Origin of the sequence: Streptomyces sp. NPDC050164, assembly GCF_044459945.1 — a bacterium.
Taxonomy (GTDB): domain Bacteria; phylum Actinomycetota; class Actinomycetes; order Streptomycetales; family Streptomycetaceae; genus Streptomyces; species Streptomyces coeruleorubidus_A.
On the sequence record NZ_JBITJK010000046.1, the window covers coordinates 36,666 to 53,165 of the forward strand.

Annotated in this window: 11 protein-coding genes and 2 pseudogenes; 4 read left to right on the forward strand and 9 right to left on the reverse strand. The window is 69.3% G+C overall.

Going from position 1 to position 16,500, the window contains the following annotated elements:
• Nucleotides 1–6 precede the first annotated feature (6 nt).
• Complete coding sequence (locus ACIBNA_RS38680; RefSeq protein WP_399169945.1) at nucleotides 7–294, forward strand: hypothetical protein; 288 nt, start codon at nucleotides 7–9, stop codon at nucleotides 292–294.
• A gap of 640 nt (nucleotides 295–934) precedes the next feature.
• Nucleotides 935–2,146 carry a UvrD-helicase domain-containing protein gene (locus tag ACIBNA_RS38685; RefSeq protein ID WP_399169947.1) on the forward strand — a complete coding sequence of 404 codons (1,212 nt, stop codon included), beginning with the start codon at nucleotides 935–937 and terminating at the stop codon, nucleotides 2,144–2,146.
• A 115-nt stretch (nucleotides 2,147–2,261) separates the two neighbouring features.
• On the opposite strand, the gene ACIBNA_RS38690 is transcribed toward ACIBNA_RS38685, so the two are convergent.
• The 4 genes from ACIBNA_RS38690 to ACIBNA_RS38705 form a co-directional block, all read right to left on the reverse strand.
• A complete protein-coding gene (locus tag ACIBNA_RS38690) occupies nucleotides 2,262–2,924 on the reverse strand; it encodes a hypothetical protein (protein WP_399169948.1) in 663 nt (220 codons plus the stop codon).
• Nucleotides 2,925–3,119: 195 nt separating this feature from the next.
• Complete coding sequence (locus ACIBNA_RS38695; RefSeq protein WP_399169949.1) at nucleotides 3,120–4,031, reverse strand: HNH endonuclease; 912 nt, start codon at nucleotides 4,029–4,031, stop codon at nucleotides 3,120–3,122.
• Nucleotides 4,031–5,551, reverse strand: a complete 1,521-nt coding sequence (locus ACIBNA_RS38700) for an AAA family ATPase (RefSeq protein ID WP_399169950.1) — start codon at nucleotides 5,549–5,551, stop codon at nucleotides 4,031–4,033. The genes ACIBNA_RS38695 and ACIBNA_RS38700 overlap by 1 nt, the downstream gene beginning before the upstream one ends.
• A 279-nt stretch (nucleotides 5,552–5,830) precedes the next feature.
• On the reverse strand, nucleotides 5,831–6,424 hold the full coding sequence (locus tag ACIBNA_RS38705) for a hypothetical protein (protein WP_399169951.1): 594 nt from the start codon (nucleotides 6,422–6,424) through the stop codon (nucleotides 5,831–5,833).
• A gap of 703 nt (nucleotides 6,425–7,127) precedes the next feature.
• Here ACIBNA_RS38705 and ACIBNA_RS38710 point away from each other — a divergent pair.
• Nucleotides 7,128–9,545, forward strand: a pseudogene (locus tag ACIBNA_RS38710) (Helicase associated domain protein); the annotation flags it as partial.
• A gap of 12 nt (nucleotides 9,546–9,557) precedes the next feature.
• Here ACIBNA_RS38710 and ACIBNA_RS38715 read toward each other — a convergent pair.
• Nucleotides 9,558–10,139, reverse strand: a complete 582-nt coding sequence (locus ACIBNA_RS38715) for a hypothetical protein (protein ID WP_399169952.1) — start codon at nucleotides 10,137–10,139, stop codon at nucleotides 9,558–9,560.
• Nucleotides 10,140–10,847: 708 nt separating this feature from the next.
• Between ACIBNA_RS38715 and tpg the strand changes: the two genes are divergently transcribed.
• Entirely contained in the window at nucleotides 10,848–11,258 is a 411-nt protein-coding gene (tpg, locus tag ACIBNA_RS38720; RefSeq protein WP_399169967.1) for a telomere-protecting terminal protein Tpg, read from the forward strand.
• Here tpg and ACIBNA_RS38725 read toward each other — a convergent pair.
• The 4 genes and pseudogenes from ACIBNA_RS38725 to ACIBNA_RS38740 all read right to left on the reverse strand — a co-directional run bounded on the left by ACIBNA_RS38725 (nucleotide 11,221) and on the right by ACIBNA_RS38740 (nucleotide 15,902).
• Nucleotides 11,221–12,399 (reverse strand): hypothetical protein, encoded by a 1,179-nt coding sequence (locus ACIBNA_RS38725; RefSeq protein ID WP_399169953.1) that lies wholly within the window; start codon nucleotides 12,397–12,399, stop codon nucleotides 11,221–11,223. The genes tpg and ACIBNA_RS38725 overlap by 38 nt on opposite strands.
• Nucleotides 12,400–12,410: 11 nt before the next feature.
• Nucleotides 12,411–13,043 (reverse strand): AAA family ATPase, encoded by a 633-nt coding sequence (locus tag ACIBNA_RS38730; RefSeq protein ID WP_399169954.1) that lies wholly within the window; start codon nucleotides 13,041–13,043, stop codon nucleotides 12,411–12,413.
• 187 nt (nucleotides 13,044–13,230) lie between these two features.
• Nucleotides 13,231–14,777 (reverse strand): annotated as a pseudogene (locus ACIBNA_RS38735) (Mu transposase C-terminal domain-containing protein).
• A gap of 108 nt (nucleotides 14,778–14,885) precedes the next feature.
• The gene (locus ACIBNA_RS38740; protein WP_399169955.1) at nucleotides 14,886–15,902 is read right to left on the reverse strand and encodes an AAA family ATPase; all 1,017 of its coding nucleotides are present in this window, start codon (nucleotides 15,900–15,902) and stop codon (nucleotides 14,886–14,888) included.
• Nucleotides 15,903–16,500 lie beyond the last annotated feature (598 nt).

The following is a 16,500-nucleotide window of genomic DNA, read 5'->3' on the forward strand; positions in this document are numbered from 1 at the left end:
GGACGTGTGGAATTGCTGTGGCAGCGTCCACGACGCAAGACGCTGGTCGACTGGCCGGAGGACGTGGACTCAAGACTGGACGTCCTGGTCCGGGCCGCGGCCGCGGCCGGGGAACAGACATCGCGTTCACAGGTGCTGGCCGCACTCGTCACGGCGGCCCAGGTCCGTCCCGCCGTCATTTCCGAACTCCTCCACTCGTACCGCCAGATGCCCGCCGACGCCCTCGAAGCGGACAACGCGCGCGAGGACCTGCCGTCCGTACGCTCTCCCGGACGCACCCGCGGCCGGCGGTGACGTCACGTCGTCAGTCCCGGTATCTCACCCGAGTGCCTTCGACGCCCCGGTCAACGCATTCAACGGCCATGAGGTCACGGCTGCGTGCGCCGTCCCTTGATAGGCGGCTATCCCACAGGCGAGCCGGCTGCCGATCCCTCCTACAGCGGGCAGCAAGTCATCGATGTGCCCACCGTGTCCCGGCCGGCGGGTGTCTGATGGCCTATCAGGCACGCGCGGACCAGCGCTCTGTGATCGAGAGCGCTGCGCCGGTGCTGGTGGTCAGCGGCGGCGCCGGCATGGGCAAAACCACGACCGCGGTCGCCGCCGCCCGCGCCCACCTGGAAGCGGCAGACGAGAACCTGCTGCGACTGCGGCAGGAAGCCGCCCGGCACGGGCAGCGCGCCCGACTGCCCGCCGCGACACGGGTGTTGTTTCTTTCCTTCTCACGTACCGCCGTCGCCCAGATCATCGACCGGGCCGCGAACGTCATCGGAGAGCTGCGACCGCGGCTGGAGGTGTGTCGACCTTCCACGGCTTCGCCTGGAGGGTCATCACAGGCTTCGGTGCACACCACGGTTATCCACCCCCGCAGAGCGTACTCAGCCAGGCCAACCAGACCGTGCCCGGGGCCCCTCCCGGGCTGACGTACAACCAGCTCATGCCAGCCGCCCGCCGACTGCTGGCCCTGGACAAGGTCCGCGACCACTACGCCGGGCGCTACACCCTCGTCATCTGTGACGAGTTCCAGGACACCGACGCTACCGAGTGGTCCTTCCTGCAGCAGATCGCCCCCGCAGCGCGTCGCATCCTTCTGGGCGATGTCAACCAGAGCATCTACGAGGGTTCGTTCAAACCCGGCGTGAATCCCGCCGCCAGGATCGCGGACGCCCTGGCCCTGCCCGGCGCCCGCCGTATCGATCTGGAGGCGGCCAGCTATCGTGACCCCTCCGGTGTGCTGCCCGCCGCCGCGGAAGCCGCCCGCCAGCGCCGGTTCACCGACCCCGCCCTCCGCATGGCCGCGCAGCAGGGCCGTCTGGCCGTCACACGGATCACCGACGACACCGACTACGCGCAGGTCATGGAACTGGCCCGCGCCACCCGTCAGAAGAAACACACCGTCAGCATCTTCACCCACACCAACATCGCCACGACATCCCTGTCCGACGCCCTGACCGCGGCTGGCTTGGTCCACGAACAGGTCGGCTTCCCTGAAGCCCACGCTGAAGCCCTCTCCGCCCAACTCGCCCTTATCCAGTACGCGCTCGGGCAGAAGCGCACCCAGGTGCGGCGAGCGCTCGCTGTGTTTGTCACTGCCTGCCTGCGTGGCGGCGGACTTCCCGCTCTCGCAGCGCAGATGCTGGACAAGTCCAACGCTGCGTTGGAGCGCGCCCTGCGGGCCCTCGCGCAGGATCTACGCTCGGCGGGGACCGGCCCGAACGCCGACATCGACCGCCTCACCGACATCGTCACCGGCGCCTACGCACGCATCGGAACCTTCCGCGGCCAAGAGGCCTGGCGCCAGGCCGCCCCCACCACCCGCCGCGCACTGCGCCTGCTCAAGCAAGACCAGAGCATCACGGCGGTGGCCGAGGAACTCCACCGCGCCCGCGACGAGACCCTGGTGGGCGACACCCGGCAAGGCCCACGTCCGGTGCAGGTGATGAACCTCCACCAGACCAAGGGCCGCGAGGCCGACACCACGATCCTGCTGCTGGCCGACGGTGAATGGTACGGCCACGAAGGAGAACCCTTCCCCATCGGCTCACGGCTGCTCTACGTCGCCATGACCCGCGCCCGCCACCCCGCACACCTTGTCGTCTCGGCCAACGCTCACTCTCTGTGGGCGCCCCTTATCACCTCCCTGGAATAACCTTTCCCACTCAACAGTCTTCAGCGTGTGCCGAGAGCGGCGGCCGACGGGCCATGCTTCGGTTGTCCCTATGTTGCGGCTGCAGCGGAGCGGCCCACCGGGCTGATCCGGGGCCTCAGACGTCCGGGTCGAGCACGGGGTTCCAAGCAAACCAGTCCAGCGCTTCGGCTCCCAGTTCGTACGGTGCGTTCAGGAACGCTCGTTCCACCTCGGGCAGATCGTCATGAACGACGGCAGGGGCCTGCTTCAGGATCTCGGAGAAGTCGATCTTGTAGTCGGTCCTAAGGCGTTCTACGAAGCCGGGATCCCGTCCGTGAAGTCGGTCCATGGCAGCGCGTACCCGTGGCTCCCAGGCGGGCATCCCGAAGTGGTCGCAGGCACCGAAGCCCTGGAAGGCGGCCAGGAGGAGGAACTCCTCGCGGGGGAACGTCTTCTGCAGGTACATCAGGTAGTCGGTGGACTTCTTGGCGTGTTTCTTGATCTCGCCCAGCGCGCCGTATCCGAACTGCGTCAGCGTGCCTGACGTACCGGGCCAGACGAGCTCGCGGTCGAGGATGCGCTTCTCGAACCGCAGCAGCGCATACTGCTTGGGGCTGTTCACCGCCTCGAGGGCCTGGTGGTAGACCCAGGTGTTGCGGGCGAACATGACGCCATCGTGCAGCTTGTTGCGCCGTCCCCTCGCTCCCGCGTGAGCGTCTTCGATGGGCCCGTTGCGCCAGACGAACTGGGTGATACCGACCGCGGCGGCGTTGGCGAGGTTTCCGCCTTCTGCGCTCACGCCCAGTGCGCTCAACCGTTCCCGTGCATACGTGATCACGGCTGCGTGGTCGTAGTCCCCCACCGGCTCTCCCCTCCGCGGCGGCAGGCTCCCCCCACCGTCCCACTCCATTATCGTCGGGCAAGGGGCTTACAGGTGATGGGCTTCGGAGCAGGCGGAAAGGCGCACAGGCGCCTTCCGCTCGTGCGGCCTGCGCTATCCGGGGAGTTGGCCCATGATGAGGTCCGTCTGGAGCTCTTCGGGTGTGAGAGCAGAGCGCTGCGGGCCGGCGGCTTGGCGCCAGCCGCCATTGACGTACCAGGAGTCGGCGGCCAGTGCCCGGTAGAACGCGCTCTCCCAGCTGTTGGGGTTGGTGTGCGTCCACGCCTCGGCCTGCGATGCAAGCAGGCGGCCGACTCCGTCGCCAGGCAGGGCGGCGAACATGAAGGAGAGCGTGGAGAGGTGGCTGCCGACCTGGAGCGCGTAGCGCTCGCTGAGGTTGAACAAGTCGAGGTGGGCCTTCAGTCGGGCGACGAACGCCGGGGCCCATGCAGCGGGCGCGTCGACGAAGAATTGCGCCGTCATCGGCTTGGTCGCGGTCTTCCTGACGAGACGTGCGGCAAGCCAGACGGTGCGGGAGAACTCGTCGAAGTAGGGGTGCAGGGCCTGGGCCTGGGCGGCTGACGGTGATGCGTCCGCCTTTCCGGTGTTGCAGTCGCGGCAGGCGGGCACGAGGTTGGCCGGGACCACCGCGAGCAGCGGGTAGTCGACCTTGGGGAGCTGGTGGTCGAGGGTCTCGACCTTGCCGATGCCGCACAGCGGGCAGAGGTCCTCGGCCGCGTTCTTGATGGCGTTGTAGATCTCGTAGCCAGGGGTGCCCTTCTTAGCCATGCGGTCGGTATAGACCTTGCGGAGCTGCTTGCGGTCCGTGGCGTCACCGGGGCGCGCTGCCATGTCGGCAAGGTCATGCAGGGTGTGGTTCTTCGCTGCCGCCTCGTACTCCTCGCCGGCCTCAACGACGGCTTCCTCAAAAGTCTTCAGGCGTGACTTGGCCGCGGGCCGGGCGATGCTGATGCAAGTGGTGTAGGTGGTGCGCACATCGAATGCGGGCAGGTCCATGCGGCGCATCAGTCGGTTCCCCCCGGTGTATCGGCCGTGCCGTCTCCTGTGCTTAGCAAGGCGCTCAGGACGAGCCGCGCCTCGCTCCCCAGCCGGTCCCCGAAGTGGGCGAGTACGTCGTCGTAGGTGTAGCCCTGCCTGGTCAGGCGGCGCAGTTCCTGCAGGAAGCCTGCTTCTCCAACCTCAAGGCCGAAGACCTCGTGGGTGAGCATGCCGACGTTCTCGCCGTAGGTCTGGATGCGGGGTCTGGCGGCCCCGAGATGCCGGCCGTGGCGGCGCAGGATCCACACGCAATGCGCTGGAATCTCCTGAAGGACGACGGGAGAGTGTGTGGCGACGATGGCGAGGCCGTTGCGCTGGGCCAGCAGGTCCGACAAAGCCCGCATGAACGCGGCGAGCAGCGGCGGGTGGAGGTGGGCCTCGGGTTCATCGATGATCACCAGAGTGCGTTCGTCGACGTGCTCGACCAGCCGGGTCATCGTGAGCAGGACGATCTTGTGCCCGGAACTGAGCCCGCGGAACAGAGCCCGCGCCTTGCGGGCGCGGCTGCGTGGGCTGGTGACGCGCTGGAAGTCCTCCAGCCATCCTTCCTCCAGGAAGCCGCTGCCGGAGTAGTTGAGCGTCTGCAGGGCCTCGGTCCATCGGAGGGAGCGTTCGCGGGTCATGCAGGCGTCAAAACTGTCGCGGAAGTCCCGGCGCAGGGCGGTGGGTGTCTTGAACCGGGGCGAGCGGGCGTTGTTGACGCGCAGGCCCACGTAGGACGCCGTGAACATGTCGTCGCCCTCGACCAGGGGGAACTCGTCGAAAGCACTGAACGATACGGTGACGAGGTTGGCGAACGAGCGGCCGTCACGACCGTATTCGATGACACGGCCGAGGCCGGGCTGGGGCTCCGCCGCAGCGACGGCCCGGGCTAGGTGAGACAGGAGGAAAGACTTTCCCACACCGTTGCGGCCGGTCAGAGCGTGCACGTTGGTGGGGGGCTGGGAAGCGGGCTGGACCCGGAACTGCAGCAGCACCGGCTCGGTGCCGGGGGGTGTGGGCGGCTCGTAGGCGATGTCGAAGGAGACCCTGCGAACGCCGCCATGAGCGATGCGGCGCCATTGTCCCCGGACGGTGGCCAGTTTGATGCCACGCAGCAACGACGTGCGGGTGACGTCCGCAGGGGCCGTGCGCAGGATGTCCTCGCTGAAGGCCATGTCCCGCAGCGCGACGAGGACGCCCTCGCTGGTGGAGGCGGAGACCTCCTGGAGCCGCTCGTAGTAACTGTCGTCCTGGCCGAGTGAGAAGAAGCGGTGGTCCAGTGCGGTGAACCGGTCCGGTAGGGGAACCGTCAGATTCCCGTCCGGCCCCATGGAGGTGTGACCGATCTTCACGGTGCCGATCTCACGGGCCGCGCCGTCCTCCACCAGGAACAGAGTGAAGGTAGTGCGGTAGCCGTAGTCGTCCCACCTGTCACGGACCAGCAGCGCGTCGGCGTTCCCACGCCATCTGTCGAGATCCCCGTAGTTGATCACTTCGAACCGCACGTGTCGCTCCGCCCCCGATTCATCCCACTGGCTGCCCTGATGCTAGACAGCCCCTGTGCCAAGCCGGGCTCCGGGGAGCCGTCGCGCTGGGACTCCGTCCCACCCTGAAGGCTTCCAGGCCGCCCTTCACTGACCCGTGAACTGCACGCACAAGCACCGCCGGCCGGCCTGGAAGGCTCCTGCCCTGCACCCGTGTCGCGTACAGGCACTGAACGGGCAGACCTCGCGGCAGCGGCGGTGGCGCGAGGTCTGCCCGGGGCGAGCTTCGCCAGTCAGCCTCTAGCGCCACGCACCGGGATGCGTCGCGATCGCCAACCGGGCTGCATCCAGGAACGCTTGCGTCTGCCGCTCGACAGGAGCGGGTCCCAACCTGCTCAGCGCCTCCTCGTCCCCGTCTGCCGACATGCGCTCGATCATTTCGCGGTCTTTGCGGATGAAGTCCTTCTCCAGGGCATCTGACACCTCGGCGGGCTCCTCGCGGACGTCCTGGACAATCACCAGGACGAGGCGTTCTCGGGCATAGCCCACGGTCCGCACCCGCCACCCCAACTGCCGTGCTGCACGACGCATCGCGGCCCGGATGAGCGCCATGCCTCCCAGCATCTCTGCATCGGCCGGGTGAAGATTGGCCTGCAACGCCCCGCCGTACCCGCTGGCTCCTGGAGGGCAGGTCGACTCAAGCACCGGCTTCAACGCCTCGGCCAGGGCAACACAGCGCGGGTCCTTGGACAGTGCCGGCCGCTTGACCGTGGCTGCCTTCGCCGAAGCCGTTTTCGTCGCTGCAGCGGTCTTTGGCTCCGCACCGGAACGGGCCTGCCTCGTCAGGCCGGGTGCCCCAAGGTTGTGCTGCAGGACGACGAGAGCCTGCTCCATGCCTTCATGATCGAGCCGGGCCGGGAGGAGCCCAGCCTCGCTGCAGGCGATCACATGGGCCAGAGCCTTCTGGTAGGACAGCGACTGAGCGACAGCGAAAGCCCGTGCCAGACGAGTGCGGTGAGTACGACCGGACATCACGATCCCAATAGGCCTGCACTCGCAGCAGATACATCCCACCGCACCATGCATCCGGCAGGCCTTGGACGTGAAGGGCCAGATCCGAACCGGGGTACATCGTCGTGGTCCTGGCGGCGGCCGGGTTCACCCGAGGCGGTGGCCCTAAGGGTGGTGTGCGCCCACAAACGCAGGCCCCAGTATGCCATCGCGGTCGCCTCCAGCGCTGGGAATCCGGCTATCTCCCATCGCGCCATCCAGCCGCCCCGACGGCCTGCGTGACGAGCGATGCCTTCTCAACAGAGGCATCCTGCCAGAGCTCGGCCAACACTTCCCAAGCTCATAAGCACCACCACCAAGGGCGCCTGCGAGGAAGCGCTCACCGAGCTCGACCATGATCAACACCCTGGGGCACACTCCCCCAGCGCTGCCACGGTAGGCGTTCTCAGCGCACTAGCGGCAGTCTCACCCAATCTGCAGGATCGCAGGTCAGACGCCTTGCACACGGTCCAGAAACTGTCGCAGTCTACTTGCGGCACCGCAGGTCAACGGAGTCCAGTCACAGCAGCATTGGTGAGACATCACAGGGCACCGGGCCCCGATGGTCGCGGTGTGCTCGCTGGAGAACGACCCGGTCCTCAACGAGCTGGGGGTGCGCACCACCACCAACCCGATCCAACTCGCCCTGTGGGCAGGGACGGGGCCGGTCGTCGTGTTCGCCACGTACGCCTCCCTGGTGGACCGCGAGGACATCGACGCACCCGAGGGCCAGCGGAAGGTTCGCGGGCCGCTGGAGGCCGCCCTGGCGGGCGGAGAGCGGCTCTACGGGCAGCAGATGGCCCGGTTGGACCTCGCCATCGTGGACGAAGCCCACGGTACAGCAGGTGATCTTGGCAGGCCGTGGGCGGCGATCCACGACAACCAGCGGATCCCCGCCGACTTTCGGCTCTACCTGACCGCCACCCCGCGCATCCTGGCAGCTCCCCAGCCGCGAAGGGGCGCGGACGGCCAGGAGGGGGAGATCGCGACCATGGCCGACGACCCGGACGGCACCTACGGCGCGTGGCTCGCAGAACTCGGACTCTCGGAAGCGGTCGAACGCGAGATCCTCGCCGGGTTCGAGATCGACGTCCTGGAGATCCGCGACCCCTCGCCGGTCGGGGAGTCGGAGGAGGCCCGGCGGGGCCGGCGCCTGGCCCTGTTGCAGACCGCGCTCCTGGAGCACGCCGCCGCATGGAATCTGCGCACCGTCATGACGTTCCACCAGAAGGTCGAGGAAGCCGCCGCGGTTGCGGAGAAACTGCCCGAGACGGCGGCCGAGCTGTACATGAACGGCGCCTCGGATGAGGATCTGGCGAGGGCAGAGGAGCTGCCGAAGTCGTCGATCGACGCGGAGTTCTACGAGCTGGAGGCCGGCCGCCACGTCCCGCCGGACCGGGTGTGGTCGGCGTGGCTGTGCGGCGACCACCTCGTGAGCGAGCGGCGCGAGGTCCTGCGCCAGTTCGCCAACGGCATCGACGCCGCCGGCCGCCGGGTCCACCGCGCCTTCCTCGCCAGCGTTCGCGTGCTCGGGGAAGGCGTCGACATCACCGGCGAACGGGGGGTGGAGGCCGTCTGCTTCGCCGACACCCGCGGCTCGCAGGTGGAAATCGTGCAGAACATCGGCCGCGCGCTCCGGCTCAATAGGGACGGCAGCATCAAGGTGGCCAGGATCATCGTGCCGGTGTTCCTGGAGCCCGGCGAGGACCCGACCGACATGGTCGCCAGCGCCTCGTTCCGCCCCCTTGTAGCCGTCCTCCAAGGACTCCGCAGTCATGATGAACGACTCGTCGAGCAGCTCGCCTCCCGCGCCCTCACCCACGGACAGCGCAAGGTCCACATCCGGCGCGACGAGGACGGACGGATCATCGGGGCCGGCGGCGAGGTGGGCGAGGACCAGGAGCAGGACCACACCGACGGTGCGGTCGAGTCCGCGCTGCTCCACTTCTCCTCCCCCCGGGACGCCGCCACCATCGCCGCGTTCCTGCGCACCCGGGTCTACCGGCCGGAGTCCCTGGTATGGCTCGAGGGCTACCAAGCCCTGCTGCGCTGGCGGAAGGAGAACGAGATCACCGGCCTCTACGCCGTCCCGTACGACACCGAGACGACGGTGGGCGTGACGAAGGACTTCCCCCTTGGGCGGTGGGTGCACCAGCAGCGCAAGGCGCTGCGCGCCGGTGAACTCGATCCCCACCGCAAGGAGCTGCTGGACGCCCCGGAGGCCGGGATGGTGTGGGAGCCGGGCGAAGAAGCCTGGGAGACCAAGCTCGCCGCACTCCGGTCTTACCGGCGGGCCACCGGGCACCTTGCTCCGCGTCAGAACGCGGTGTGGGGCGAGGGCGAGCCGATGGTGCCGGTGGGTCAGCACATGGCCAACCTCCGCCGCAAGGGCGGCCTCGGCAAGAACCCGCAGCGCGCGACAGTCCGCGCTGCACAGCTCGCGCAGATCGACCCGGACTGGAACTGCCCCTGGCCACTGCACTGGCAACGCCACTACCGCTTCCTCGCCGACCTGGTCGACGCCGACGGCAGCCTCCCCGACATCGCCCCCGGGGTGCTCATGGACGGCGACGACATCGGGCGGTGGCTGGCACGGCAGAAACAGCCGACCACTTGGGCGCAGCTGTCCACCGAGCAGCAGGAGCGACTGTCCAAGCTGGGCATCAAGCCCGCCGAGGCGCCGCCACCGGCCCCGGCAGCAACGCGGGCGACAAAGGGCCCGAACAAGGCTCAGCAGGCGTTCCAACGCGGCCTGACCGCCCTCGCGCAGTGGGTGGAACGGGAAGGCGCCCACCGGCCTGTGCCGCGCGGCCACACCGAGGAAATCACCGTCGACGACGGAGACGAGCCAGTGGTCGTCAAGCTGGGCGTATGGGTCTCCAACACCAAGACCCGGCGCGACAAGCTCACGGCCGATCAGCTCGCCGCCATCGCCGCCCTCGGACTGGAATGGGCGGGGGCGTAGAAGCCTCTCAGGCTACTGTGCGTCGATGCAGGGCCCTTGGGCACGGTAGCGCGCGCGGGTTTCCGGCCAGGGTGTCGCGCTGTCGTGGCCGAAGCAGCCGACGCCTCCGCAAAGGGGTCGTGAGTCGCGCGCCGGTCTGCCGTTGATCAGCGCCACTCGCCCGTACGCCTCGTAGCGCTCGCGGGTGTTCTCGCCGTCCACAAGATCGTTGGCGAGCTCCTGCTTGGTGGAGCGCACGAGATCCGCGATCGGAATACTCCACCTGCTGCTGATCATGGCTACGAGCTGCGTCTTGGAGTGGTCGCGCATCAGAGCGTTTCTCCGCTGGAGCAGCTCGTTGGCGAGCTCGACTTCGGCTGCGGGTATCGGCGTGATCGAGTCGCGGATGTACTCGGGGTCCTCGTCCGCGTCGAAGATCATGATGCAGGCCGCGTGCGGTGCGAAGACGACGATCTCATCTGGATTCTCAGCCTGCGCCTCGGCGGTGGCGCGTACCCAGTTGAGGGCTTCGTGGTAGCTGAAGTGTGTGCCCTGCTCGCGTGCGGTGCGCTGGAGTTCGCGGGCGCGCTGCTGCTCGGTAGTGCGTTTGGTCATGGGCGGGTCCTCTCGGCACCGGGTCCTCGCCCCCACACGGCAACCGCGGCTCGATGGATCCTCAGGGTGTTCGTCAAGCGGTCCGTTGATCCCGGAAGACCTTCCACCAGTGTTCCGGGCAGTGTGGGTGTCCGGGTGCGGTGTGGGCGTCGGCGAAGCCCAGGGCGTCAGCCCTGCGGGCAGGATACCGGCTCGGCCGTCGGCTCTTCCCTTCGTCAGTGAAGGCGGTGGCGTTGTCCTCGTACGGGTCGTTCGGCTCATGTGCGTGCCGGACGGCGTCGCGGACGAGGCGTAGTCGAAGGACCACGCCAGTTCTCCATCCGGCAGAGCTCTCCCGCCTCACCTTTTTTTGGGGGGCTCGATGCAAGAAGGACAACACCGGGATGTCGGCGACGTCCGTCGTGACCCGCACCGCCAGCTTGTCGCTGGTGCTCGCCCAAGGGCTCGTAGCCTGCGTCAGCCAGCGCTGTTCCGAGAATGCAGAAACTGGCAGGCGGGGGCGGGTGATGCGGGAGAACTGACGCTACGGACTGCAGGGTGCCTGTCGCTTGGAGAGGCGGACGTGGGACAGATCGAGCGGGGGCTTGAGCGTGCTTTGCGCACCCGGACCATTCCCTCAAGTACCAGGGCCCGCCTGCGATTTTTGCTGACGACGCACCAGGTTCCACCCGGAGGGTGGCCACGGTGCTGGGGGTGTCGCAGCGCACTGTGCAACGGTGGGTGACGAAGAAGTCCGGAGCGCGTCGTCCGCCGGGTCCGCTGCAGGTCCGGGCGATTGAGGAAGCGGTTCTGGCTCGGTGGCAGCCCCGGATACGGGCCCGTCGGCGTGCACAGGCCGAGGCGGAAGGCTTCGTCTTCCATACCCGGGCGCGATTCGGTTTCGCCGCGCCGACAGGGTCTTCGGACGATCCGCGGGTGCGGTGGATCACCCAGGACCTGCCGGGAGAGGTGGCCCGGGAGCTGTTCGCCGCTCGGGATGCCGGCGCGGGCGAGCAGCAGCAGACGGTGATCCTGGCTCGGGCGCTGGGGCACGCCTACTTTCGCGAATGGGGCCGCCGGGCCCACGGTCTGCATGTCTCTTTCAGCGACGTCGAGTTCGCTGACTTCTCGATCGGCTGAGCCTGCCCCGTCGCGTAACCGCGTCAGGGTGTTCAGCGTCGCGAGGGCCTGACGCGACTGGCCGGCATCGCTTCGTACCTGTCGGCTTCCCGCCGCTCGCGCCAGTCCCACTCCACACGGCCGACCGGGCCTTGGCGACGGGCCGCGGGTGGCTGTGGCGGGCGCAGTCTGGCCGTCTCCGCCACGCGCAGCAGGTGCGCACGGTCCCCTGGCGCGGCGAGCAGCTCCTGGTCCTCACCGGAGACGAGCCTGGTGAAGCAGGCCGCGGCCTGCAAGAAGACGCGCGCCCAGTCGGGTACGGGGTAGGCGGGCAGCCGTCGGTGTAGCGGGCGCGGTCGTGCAGGGCGAGCGTGGCGGCGGCGTCGTAGTCGCGGGGGCGTGCGGTGGCGAGTTGTTGGAGGGAGGCGCCGGTGAACAGCGCGGTGGCAAGGGCCGCGGCCAGGCGAGGATGGGCGGTCGCCGCGTGAAGCCGGTGAGCGACGCGCTGCGCGGTGTGCGCGGTGAGAGGAGCGAGCGGTGGGCGGTGCCGCCAGGCGATCGGGGGCGGCGTGCACGGGGCGGTGCAGGGGCGGGGGCTGTCGTAGGAGATGAGGCGGTCCAGTGCGGGCAGGGTGAGCCATCGGCTGGCCGGCCCGGCGGCCTCGTCTGCCGGCGGGGGTTCGCTGATAGGCGTGCCGTAGTAGTGGCGGCGGGCGGCCTCGAAGTCGGCGGTGAGGGAGTAGTCGGCCGTCCGCAGGGCCTGGTGCAGAGCGGCGGGAAGGTGTGGGCGGTGGCAGACCAAGGTCAGGTGGATACCGGTGAGGGCATGTAGCTGCAGGAGGCGCATCGCGCGACGGGTGGTGAGGTGGTGGGCGCGCAGGACGGTCAGCCGGGTGACGGGCAGGGCGGTGATCCAGGCGGCAGCGGCTTCCCAGGCGGGCTGGCGGCCGCCGGGAAAGCGGCCCGGGAGTAGGGGCGGTTTGCCCAGAGCGGCGAGAAGGTCGTGGGCGAGGCCGGTTTCACTGGTGGTGCCCGGGCCGGGGTGCAGGGTGATCCGGCCGGACGGCGGATGGTGGGCGGCCAGGGCGGTGTGCGTGTGCAGCGCGTCGTCGTGGCGGTCGAGAACCACGGTGACGGGCGGCAGCGGTGGGGCGGGAGGCATGGGCGGTGTGGTCAGGCGAGGCGGCTGAAGGCCCAGCGCAGCAGCTCCTGGTTCACGCGGGCGCGACCGGTGCGTGCCAGGGCGGTGCGGGTATGGGCGGTCAGCTGGGCCCAGGCGCGGAAGTTGCCGTGCGCGGCGTGGCTGTCGGCGAAGGCGATGTCCTCAGGCTCGGCGTCCGCCCAGACCGGGTGGAACAGAGGCATGGCCTCGAGGACCTCGTCGGGGTTGAGGCGGGTGAAGTGCTGCCAGATGAAGATGCGGGAGGAGAGCATCGGTTCACGGCGCAGCACGGTGTGGCAACCCTCCCCGCCGACGAAGATGATCGCGAGCTGGGTGGAGGGCTCGTCCCACAGGTAGCGGAAGTATTCGAACGCCTCCCCGTTGAGCCACTGGGCCTCGTCGACGAGGAAGGTGCGGGGGCGTTCGGCCAGGGCCATCTTCAGCAGGCGGTCGAACTCGCTGGGGTGGCGCGGTGGCTCGCCGGCCAGGTCGAGGGCGGTGAACAACTCGTAGCGCACCGCACGGGCCGTGGGCCGGGCACGGAAAGTGATCTTGCGGACGTCCTCGCCGGGTTCGAGTGCGCGCAGGCAGATGTTGACGGCGAGGGTCTTGCCGAAGCCGGCACCGCCGTGGATGCACATCATCGCGCGTGCGGCGAACCGTGTCGGTGATGTTGTCCCGGGCGGTGAGCAGAGCACGGGTGGTGACCACGGAGGCGTCGGGCAGGTCGACGTACTGGTAGGTGGCCGCGGTCACGAGGCGTCTCCGTCTTCGTCGGTGGTGGGAGGTGCGGCCCGTCTGTCCGGGCTGTCCGGGGCTGTAGCGGTGGAGTCACGGCCGGACGGGGCACGGGGCGGGCCGGGCCGGCGTGGTCAGCGCGGCCAGGGAAGCCGGGGTGCGCCAGTCGGCCGGGGGTGCAGCGGGCGGGACGACGTCGGGCAGCGCGAGCTGCGACAGGCTGGCGTCGGCACTCTGGGCGAGTTCGGCGTCGGCCTGCGCACCGGTCAGCGCGCCGAGCCGCCGAGGGGGCTCGGCCTGGGTGACGGCGGCGTAGCGCTCCCGCTGGGATGCTTCGAGGTCCTTCTTCAGACGGCGGCTGCGGGCGGCCCGTGCCCGCCGTACGGCTCTGACCTGTTCCTCGGTGGCCTGGTCGGCCAGATCCGCCGGCCCCAGGTAACGGCCGGTGACCGCGTGATAGACCTCGATGCGGTGGTCGTGGCGAGGCATGAACCGGACCCTGACCCGGATCCCGGCCTGACCGGTCATCCACGCACCTACGTAGTCGCGTCTACGGAAACGGACTCCGCGGGTGGTCAGCGTGCGGGTACCGGCGTCCTCCAGGGTGAACGTCCACAGATCCGCGGCCGGCACGTCCCGCAGCGGAGTGGGATCGTCCTGCCACACCTGAAGCGGGGTCCTGCCCCGCAGCGGTTCGGGGCGGTGCTCGGTGTTCCACCACCGTGTCCAGTCCAGCAGCCGGGCGGTGAAGTCCTCGAAGCTGAGCAGCACCTCGTCCTTCGGCCGGGAGGGGCGTTTGCCGGGGCGGGGCTGGCGGGCGTAGCCGGGCAGCGCGGCCAGCAGCATCGGCTCCACCGCCCGGTTCAGGCCCTCGACCGTGCCCTTGAGGTGCGGGGTGTAGGCGGGCAGGTCCTCCACGGTGACGTCCAGGAGATCGAAAGCGGCGGTCACCGTCCTGGACAGGAAATCCTGCCCCGGTCCACCCGCACCTTTTGAGGCAGGCCGCCGAACGGACCGTAAGGGTCCTCGCGCAGCACCGCGGAACGCAGCGCGGCGAGCACCGACTCCCGCGACGGATGCCCGGGCGTGACGGCAACGCCGGTGATCGCGTTGGTGGCGCAGTCGGTGAACCACGTGATCCACGTCCTGCGGGCCCTGCCCTCGACGTCGACCAGCACCGGAACCTGTACGTGGTCGGTCTCCCACACCTGGTTACGCCAGCCCCGCGGCCGGGCCAGGAACACATCGTGCTTGCGCGCCGCGCGCTCTCCTCCCGCGAGCCCGGCCCGCTCCCCCGGCGTCAGATCACGGCGGATCGCACGGTGCAAGGTGGGCAGCGACGGCGGCGGAGCCGCGGGCGGGGACTGCCGGGCCGCGCGGGCCGTCAGCTCACGATGAACCGCCGCGACGTTGCCCTTCCACAACGCGAGCAGGCGGCGTACTTCCGGGGTGACGGTGAAGCGGTCCCGGCTCTGGGCCCGCGCCCCGGGCTCTGCGGCCGCGGCTTCATCGCGCTCGGCCGCGGCCAGCCACCGCCACACCGTGCGCTCGGTCACCTCCAAAGATTCGGCCACCAGCCGCACATGCCGAGTCGTCAGTCTCTGGTCCCGCCGCAGTGCGAGCAGCCGACGGCACGGCAGGACCACGCAGCGCCGTCACAGAGGCAGAAGGCAGCCCTCCACGCCCGTGCGGACCGTCCCCGGCCATGCCGGAGCCAGCTGGGCCCCTACCCGGCCCGGGGGTGCCCGTCACAGTGGCCCCATGAGCCGCGAGCAGACCCGTTCCAGTATCCGGCGGTCCACCACGGCACGGCTCTTGCCGTAGATCTCGGCGGTCAGATGCGAGGTGAGCTTCGCCCAGGTCCGGAAGTTGCCGTGTCCCACATGCTCGTCCAGCCACGCGACATCGTCCGCGGCCACGTCCTCCCACAGCGGGTGGAAGGCAGCCACCGCCGCTGCCACCTCGCCTGAGCTGAGGCGCGGCACCAGCTCCCAGGTCAGCACCCGAGAGGCCAATGCGGGCACGCGGCTCAGCGCCCGTTCGTTGCCCGCCCCCGCGAGCACGAGAGCCGTGTCTGCGTCCGTGTGGTCCCACAGCCCGCGCAAGAACTCCAGCGCCGGCCCCGGAAGGCGCTGCGCCTCGTCTAGCACCAGCACACGAGGCTGTCTCAGCGCGTCCACCAACGCGACGTCGGCCTCCCCCGCCCCCCGCGGCAGACGCCTGCCCAGCTCAAGAGCGTCCGCCAGCACACGGCGCAGCTCGGGAACCGTCGGGAGCACACCGACATGGACCCGACGGACCCGGGCCGGGTGCGGCAACTGGGACAGGGCGTACTGCAGCGCAACGGTCTTCCCCTGGCCGGCGTCGCCGTACAAACACACCACCGCCCCCACCGCCGCCGCGTGCGCGACCGTCCCCAGCACCGACCGCACAGCGGACGTGTGCACGACTTGTGCGCCCGGCACCAGGAGCGGGACCTGCGCCAGATGCTTCTGCTCCCGCAGAAACACCTGCCCGCCGACGCCTTGGCCGGCCACGACGTTCAGGCCCAGCTCGCACAACGGATCCGATCGGCGCGGCACGGCCACCTCAGGCTCCCGCTCGACCAGCAAAGCCCGGCCCGCCCGGCGGTCCCTACGGATCACCCGGTGCAACGTCGACGCCGACGGCACCCCCGCCCCGCCGCCAGCAGCGACCAGCCGGCGTCTCAGCTCAGCGACATTCCCACCGACCTCGCCCAGCAGCGCCCACACCTCGTCAGACACCCCATACCCCTGCCGGACTGAAGCCTCTATCTGCCCGGTCGCCTTGGCCTGCTCCAGCCAGCGCCACACCGTACGCTCGGAAAACACCCACCGTCTCAGCGACCGCACGCACATGCCGGGTCGACAACTCCCCCGCCTGCTGCCTCTCCAGCAGACGACGCACCACCAACCCCCTGGGCAGCCCAGCCCCACGGCCGGCCCTTACGTCTTGATCCACCCCACGATCACACCGGCCGGACCCACCTCATCGCATAAGAAATCTTGAACCTGAGACAGCATCAGCTGCCATGCGATAAAGCCCCACGACAGTGACCCCGCCTATCAATCTCTCACCTCACGACAGCGGCCCACCCACCCACAAACAACCGCTGACCAGCCCCGTGACACCCCACCCCAAAACGACACCACCGACTCTCACCACCACTGACACCAAGCCGAGAGATCGCAGTCCGGCTTGGGGTGTTCCTCAGCAACACCAAGAGCCGCCGGGCCAAGCTGACCGCCGACAAGCTCCAGGCGCTGGCGGACATCGGGCTGGAGTGGGCTCAGGCGTAACGGCGCCGAAGTGGCGTTGTCCTCATGGAATGCCGGTCGCCTG

Coding starts and splice junctions, on each gene's coding strand:
- ACIBNA_RS38685 (WP_399169947.1), top strand. CDS start 935: ATGCCAGCCGCCCGCCGACTGCTGGCCCTGGACAAGGTCCGCGACCAC.
- ACIBNA_RS38695 (WP_399169949.1), bottom strand. CDS start 4,031: ATGCGCCGCATGGACCTGCCCGCATTCGATGTGCGCACCACCTACACC.
- ACIBNA_RS38705 (WP_399169951.1), bottom strand. CDS start 6,424: ATGGAGCAGGCTCTCGTCGTCCTGCAGCACAACCTTGGGGCACCCGGC.
- ACIBNA_RS38715 (WP_399169952.1), bottom strand. CDS start 10,139: ATGACCAAACGCACTACCGAGCAGCAGCGCGCCCGCGAACTCCAGCGC.
- ACIBNA_RS38725 (WP_399169953.1), bottom strand. CDS start 12,399: ATGCCTCCCGCCCCACCGCTGCCGCCCGTCACCGTGGTTCTCGACCGC.
- ACIBNA_RS38730 (WP_399169954.1), bottom strand. CDS start 13,043: ATGATGTGCATCCACGGCGGTGCCGGCTTCGGCAAGACCCTCGCCGTC.